This is a genomic window from Micromonospora sp. S4605 (genome assembly GCF_003176715.1).
Taxonomy (GTDB): Bacteria; Actinomycetota; Actinomycetes; order Mycobacteriales; family Micromonosporaceae; genus Micromonospora; species Micromonospora echinaurantiaca.
Genome location: NZ_QGSW01000417.1, coordinates 1 through 6154, shown reverse-complemented (window position 1 = coordinate 6154; position 6154 = coordinate 1). Strand labels below are relative to the sequence as shown.

Sequence of the window (6154 nt, the reverse complement as noted above, 5' to 3'; positions counted from 1 at the left end):
CGCGAGCCGCTGACCAGCAGCGACACCACCGCCTAGAGACACGCCCGACAGGCATACGTCCACGCGTTCCCCCAGCTCACGCCCCAGATCATGTCTCTAGCCCCCCTGAATTACGCGGAACGCAGGTCAAAGTTCCTGCTGCTCGCGGCCAGCGAACGGCAGCGGATCACGGCCGGGCTTCCCGTACAGCGCGGCGAGGCTGACGAGCCCACGGCCACGGCCGGAACACTCACGTCCGGGCACGGCTACGCGCGCAACGGTATCGGTGTCGACCGCAGCGTGTACGTCGCCTGGTAAGCACCCCAAGGAGATCATGTTGACCACGCAGGACGACCTGTTCCAGCCCGTCATCGAGCTGCCCGAGCCCGTGCGGGCCGACCGGTATCGGCGCCTCATCGGGCTCGACGACATCAAGACCCGGCTCCGCAAGGAGGCGATGCTGCTCGCCGACCCGCAGCGACTGCAGCTGTGGGCGGAGAAGTTCCACGGCCCCGAGGTCGCCGCCACCACGCTGTTCACCGACCGGGCTCCCCTGTTCGTGTTCGCCGGCGACGTCGGGTGCGGCAAGAGCGCCCTGGCCGAGTCGTTCGGCTGCGACCTCGCCGACGCGCTGGACCTGCCCGTGTACCTGTACAGGCTCAAGCTCGCCACCCGCGGCAGCGGCCTGGTCGGCGAGATGACCGCCCTCATCGGCGCCGCGTTCGAACACCTTCACCTGCAAGGCGCCAAGTCCAAGAGCACCCGCGGGATCAACGCCGTTTCCGTCCTCGTCGTCGACGAAGCCGATGCGCTCGTGCAGTCCCGCGAGAACCAGCAGATGCACCATGAAGACCGTGCCGGCGTCGATGCGTTCCTCGCCGGCGTCGACAGCCTCGCCGGCGCCCAGGTCCCCGTGCTCGTCGTGCTCTGCACCAACCGCCTCGGCGCCCTCGATCCCGCGATCATGCGCCGCGCCGCCGCCACGTTCGTCTTCGACCGCCCCGACAGCGCGCAGCGCCTCACCGCCCTACGCCACGCTCTGCACGGCATCGACGTCCCCGCCGCCACCCTCAACCGGCTGGCCGAGCTGACCGGACCCGACGGAACCCGTCCCGGCTACACATACTCGGACCTGACCCAGCGCCTCGTCCCGACGGCCGTCATGGACGCGTTCCCCGACAGCGCGCTCACCGACGAGATCCTCTTGCGCACTGTCCGCGCCATCGAGCCGACGCCGATCTTCGAGGAGAACCGCGTCGCCCCGTGAGCCGTCCCACGACGGCCAATCGGTTCCGGCAGGTATCCCTAAGAGCCCGCCGTCCGCACAACGGAAGGTGTCGTACCCCGGACTAGGCATGCCGTCGTTTCCGGGACTGCCCGGGAATAGGGGCTGGCATCCCGCTGTTGCGCAGCTCGGGCTCCCCCTCGGCCCTGACTACCAGTAGCGCAAGCACCGGTCCAACTCGAAAGCGAAGCTTGTGAATTGGAGGGGACGCCATGGGCGTCGAGAAAGCCTTTGACGACTTCCAGACCGTCGTCAACGCCGACAAGGACCGCGTTGACCTTGCGCGGCAGCGCCGGGACACCTTCAAGAAGGCGTTCAAGGACGAGCCCGACGTCGAGGAGGTCTTCGGCTCGGGATCGCTCGCCCGCAGCACCCAGCTCGACCCGGTACACGACGTCGACCTCGTGGTCGTCTACCGCGCCGACGACCACCCCGACTGGGGCCAACCGGGCGAGTCCGCCAACGATGCGCTGGCGTACACGCGCGGCCGCGTGAAGTACCTGCTGGGCGTCACGGACGGCACGGTCGACCAGTTGATCCGGCACACGCTCCTCCGCGACCGTGCGGTGAAGTGCTTCATTGACCCGCCCGACTTCCAGGACGCCTTCACCGTCGACGCCATGCCCGTGTTGCGCCAGGCCGACGGGACGTTGCTGATCCCGTCGAGGCGGTCGCAGAGCTGGAGCACGGCCGATCCCGAGTACCTGATCGCGGTGGTCGCGGATCGTCAGCGGGAGTGGCAACACTTCCGGGCGATGGTCCGGGTGCTGAAGCGGTGGCGGCTCTCGGTGCCGACGAAGGTCAAGTCCCTCGTGATGGAGGTGCTCGCGTTGCAGTGCATGCCGCGCAGCGGCACCCGGCCCGAGGCGCTGAGGGCGTTCTTCACCGCGGCGGCCATCCAAATCAACTGGGGCATCTACGACCCCGCGGGTCACTGCGGGCCGATCCAGCCCGATCTTGACATTTCGGTCCTGCGGGAAGAGCTGGAAAAGGCTCGGGACGCCGCGACCCGCGCGTGCGCGCTCCACGCCGACGGCGACTCGGATGAGGCGCAGCGCGCGTGGCAGGACGTTCTCGGGCCCGACTTTCCGGCGCCGAAGAAGAAGGTCTCGCCCGCTATCACCGGCCCGGCGCTGATCACCGGCCGGCCGATCCGCGACGCGCCCCAGGGCTGATCACCATGCAGAACCTGCGCCCACCTCCGACGACCTGGTGGCAATGCGAGCCACGCCGCCTGCAACGCGACCAGGAAGAGGTCCGGGCCCGGTTCCCGAACCTCGAGTGGCAAGACGCGGGAGCCGGCGGCTGGATGGGACGTCTGCCTCGGTGGCCCTTCGCTCGCCCCGAGCCCGCGGGCCTCGTCGACGTGATCGGTGAGCAGGGCCTCCTGGTGGCCGTCGTCTACGGGCACGCGTACCCGATGGTGGCCCCGGCGGTGCATCCCGTCGACCCCCAGCCGCGGTTCAGCACGCGCACGGACCAGCGGTGGCACGTCATGGGCGACGGCAGCCTGTGCCTGTTCCAAGACGACACGACCTGGACTGGGCGCGACTCGATCGTAGAGCTGCTGTTGAAGGCCGCCGGGTGGCGCGTCGAGTTCGAGCTGATGACCCGTGGTCTGATCAACGCCATGACGATCAACGGCATCGTCAACGACGATCAGCTCGACCCCCTCCTCCTTCGAGCATCCGGCGAAACCGATAAGATTTCAGAACTGGACGGATCGCAGGACGACCGATGCAGCACCTGATTATCCTGGTGCCCCGCGAGGCCGCCGCCCGCATTCGCACCAGCGGCTCCTGGGGGATCGTGACGTTCAAGGTCTCGGGCGCCGAGAATGCGGGGTACGTCTACCAGATCTCCTCCGGCTCCGAGACGGCGCTGCTGCCGGTGCAGTTGAAGCCGGAACGCCGACACTTCCTCAACTTCGGCGAGACCCGGCAGAGCGGACGATGGTTCCGGGTCAGCGCCCAGTTGCACGTCCTGTGGTACTTGAGCCGCCGGCGCATCACGACGTTGAGCCTGCAGAGGTTCAAGCAGTTCGTCCCCTCAGGCTTCATGGACCCTGGCAGGGGCGGGTACATCGCAATCACCTATGCCCCGGAAGCTGCCGACCTCATCCCTGGCGAGCGGCTGCCGGATCTGGTGGCGTGGCATGTCGGCGCTGACGGCGTCTTTCCGCACGACATCGACTGCGAGCCGGAGATCCTCGGCAGCGAGCAGCTGATCCTGTCGTGGCCGCTGGAGTACCTGCGGCGAGCGACGGTGATGCTCGTTGGTGCGGGCAGCATCGGCGGTGCCGCCGCGCACGCGCTCGCCACGTACGGTGTAGGTCGGCTGTACCTCGTCGACCACGACCGGTTGCGGTGGCACAACCTGGTCCGACATGTTTGCGGCCCGGAGCACGTCGGACGGTTGAAAGTCTCAGCGCTCCGCCACGATCTCGAGCAACTCCGTCCCGGAGTCGAGGTGCACGACTTTGAGCTCGACGTAGCGGAGAACGCCGACCAGGTCCGAGCTCTCCTCGCGAGCACCGACATCGTGGTGGGGGCGACAGACGGCGTCGCGTCCCGTCGTGTGATCAGCCACCTGGCCCGCCGCGCCCGCCTGGACGCGGTACTGGCGTGCGTGCTCGAAGATGGCGCCCTCGGCGAGATCCTGCGCCTGCGACCCTGGCCCGATCGGGGCTGCCTAGCCTGCCAGCGACACGCTCTCCGCGAGGCCGGCGCCATCGACCCGGAGCCAGCCATCGACGCTGGATACGGCACCGGCACCCGCCACCGCCCCATGACCGCGGTCGGCGCCGACCTGCACCTCGTGGGCCAGCTTGCCGCCAAGGCCGCCGTGGCGACCCTGCTCGAGCGCCACGGTGTCGCCGACCAGCAGCTGCCCGGCGACCACGCCATCATCAGCTTGCGGCCCCAACCAGGCCGAGCCCCACCGTTCGACCTGACGCACACCGAAAGCCTCCGATGGCGGTCGGCGACCGCCCCGATCCCCGGCTGCCCCACCTGCGAGGAACCATGACGGTCCGCATCGGCCGGGTCGTCCTCGCGCCGGCCGCGGCCACGACGATCCGGGACGAAGCCGCACGATCCCGCGACGGCGACGAAACCGGCGGTCTCCTCCTCGGCTACATCGAACCCGACGGCACCGCGCACGTGCGGTACGCGGGAGGCCCCGGCCGGGCCGCCGTGCGCGGGCCGGCCTTCTTCCTCCGGGACCTACCCCACGCGCAACGCCTCGCCGCAGACGCATACGCGCGCGACGGCAGCATGTGGATCGGCGAGTGGCATACCCACCCCGGCACCGCACCAGCACCCAGCGATCGGGACCTCAGCACGTATCTGGCGTTCCTCGACGACCCCGAGCTGGGCCTCGACGTCTTCATCGCCATCATCCTGACCAGCCCGACTGCAGCTTGGGACACGCTCCAGGCGCATACGTGGACCTGCTACCAGAGCGGTGCCGAACTCGTGCCGCTGGTGCTGGGGCCGGTCGAGTGCGCCCCGCCCGCGGACCAACTTCCGCCACCAATTCCCATGGAGAGGATTCGCCCGTGACGCTGCCTGCTCGTGCCGCCGCCCTGCGCGGCGACGACTACCAGCACATCATCGGCTGGTACTGGGCATGCCGAGCCCTGGCCGACGCCGACATCATCTCCGTGAGTATCGAGGACGCCGGCGGGGGCGCGTTCGACGACGTCGTCGTCCTCCGCCGCGCTGGCGGCAACTGCTACTACCAGATCAAGAGTTCCAACACCGATGCGACCATCATCGACGCCGGCTGGCTCACCACCGCGACCGCAGCCAACGGTAAGAGCCCGCTCCAGCACTTCCACGCAACGTGGGCAAAACATCGACTCGAAAATCCGCAGCCGCAGTTTCAACTGATCACCAACCGGGCCTTCGACCCAACGGACCAGATCCTTAAGCTTCGCGACAAGGTGACGAACAGAATCGGTCCGGGTCTTCGGCCCAAGACCCCGCGGAGCAAAGCCGGCAAGCAGCGCAAGGACTGGGCCACTCACCTCGGCATTCCCGAGTCCGAGCTGCTGGAGTTCCTGGACGAGTTTGAACTGCACCACGAGGGCGGCGAAACGTCTTGGCTCCGGCAGGCGAGCGACGCGATGCGCGCCGCGGGCCTGCGGGACGACGCCGCCGCCGTACTCCGCGGCCGCGACCTCGTCCGCGAATGGGTTAAGACCGGCGCCGGCCCGCGGACACGCGACGCCATCCGGCATCAGGTCACCGACGCCGACCTCCTCGCGCGCAGAGGCACCCTTGTATTCGCCGTCCACGCGATCGACCAGCCGGCTCACAGCCTGCAACCACACGTCACGCTCGATCTCGTTGACCTCTACGAGGGCGCGACCAGTTGGGAACGGCGGCAGCTGCGTAACCCGGACGACTGGCAGGAGAAGGTCATGCCCGCTCTGGCCGAGAAGGTGCACGATCTTGAAGCGTTCGGTATCCGGCGAGCGCACGTCACCGGCGCCATGCGACTGCCTATGTGGTTCGCTACGGGAGTCGGACTCCCGAGAGTCCGCGGATGGGTTGTGTCGGTATACCAGGGCACCGCCGAATGGCGCAGCGACGCACCACCCGCAACGGTCGAGGCCCAGGAACTCGGCCACGTCGAACTCGGCCAAGGTGATGACCTCGCCGTGGCCATTGCATTGACCCTCGACATCGCCGAGGACGTCGAGGAATATCTGCGCAGCAACGGCGCCCCCGTGCGCGAGCTGATCACCCTGGAGCCTGAGAAAGTGTTGGGTAACCGGGTGGCTACTTCTGGTTGAGTTCGTCGTCGAGGCGTCGGGCTGCCTCGGTCTCGATCGGGCCTTGCGGCTCGACGTCCTCACCGGCTAGGCGCGCGGCCATCAACCGG

Annotated in this window: 6 protein-coding genes; all 6 read left to right on the top strand. The window is 68.4% G+C overall.

Annotation, left to right across the window (positions count from 1 at the left end):
* Positions 1-316: 316 nt before the first annotated feature.
* A complete protein-coding gene (locus tag DLJ47_RS32830; protein ID WP_109905915.1) occupies positions 317-1246 on the top strand; it encodes an AAA family ATPase in 930 nt (309 codons plus the stop codon).
* 230 nt (positions 1247-1476) lie between these two features.
* Positions 1477-2439, top strand: coding sequence for a hypothetical protein (locus tag DLJ47_RS32825; RefSeq protein WP_109905909.1), 963 nt, complete (start codon positions 1477-1479; stop codon positions 2437-2439).
* A gap of 5 nt (positions 2440-2444) precedes the next feature.
* Positions 2445-3014 carry a hypothetical protein gene (locus DLJ47_RS32820; protein ID WP_109905907.1) on the top strand — a complete coding sequence of 190 codons (570 nt, stop codon included), beginning with the start codon at positions 2445-2447 and terminating at the stop codon, positions 3012-3014.
* Entirely contained in the window at positions 3002-4291 is a 1290-nt protein-coding gene (locus DLJ47_RS32815; RefSeq protein ID WP_199236096.1) for a HesA/MoeB/ThiF family protein, read from the top strand. The genes DLJ47_RS32820 and DLJ47_RS32815 overlap by 13 nt, the downstream gene beginning before the upstream one ends.
* Positions 4288-4827, top strand: a complete 540-nt coding sequence (locus DLJ47_RS32810; protein WP_158289924.1) for a Mov34/MPN/PAD-1 family protein — start codon at positions 4288-4290, stop codon at positions 4825-4827. The genes DLJ47_RS32815 and DLJ47_RS32810 overlap by 4 nt, the downstream gene beginning before the upstream one ends.
* Complete coding sequence (locus tag DLJ47_RS32805; RefSeq protein WP_109905903.1) at positions 4824-6065, top strand: SAVED domain-containing protein; 1242 nt, start codon at positions 4824-4826, stop codon at positions 6063-6065. Before DLJ47_RS32810 ends, DLJ47_RS32805 begins: the two co-directional genes overlap by 4 nt.
* The last annotated feature ends 89 nt before the right edge of the window (positions 6066-6154 follow it).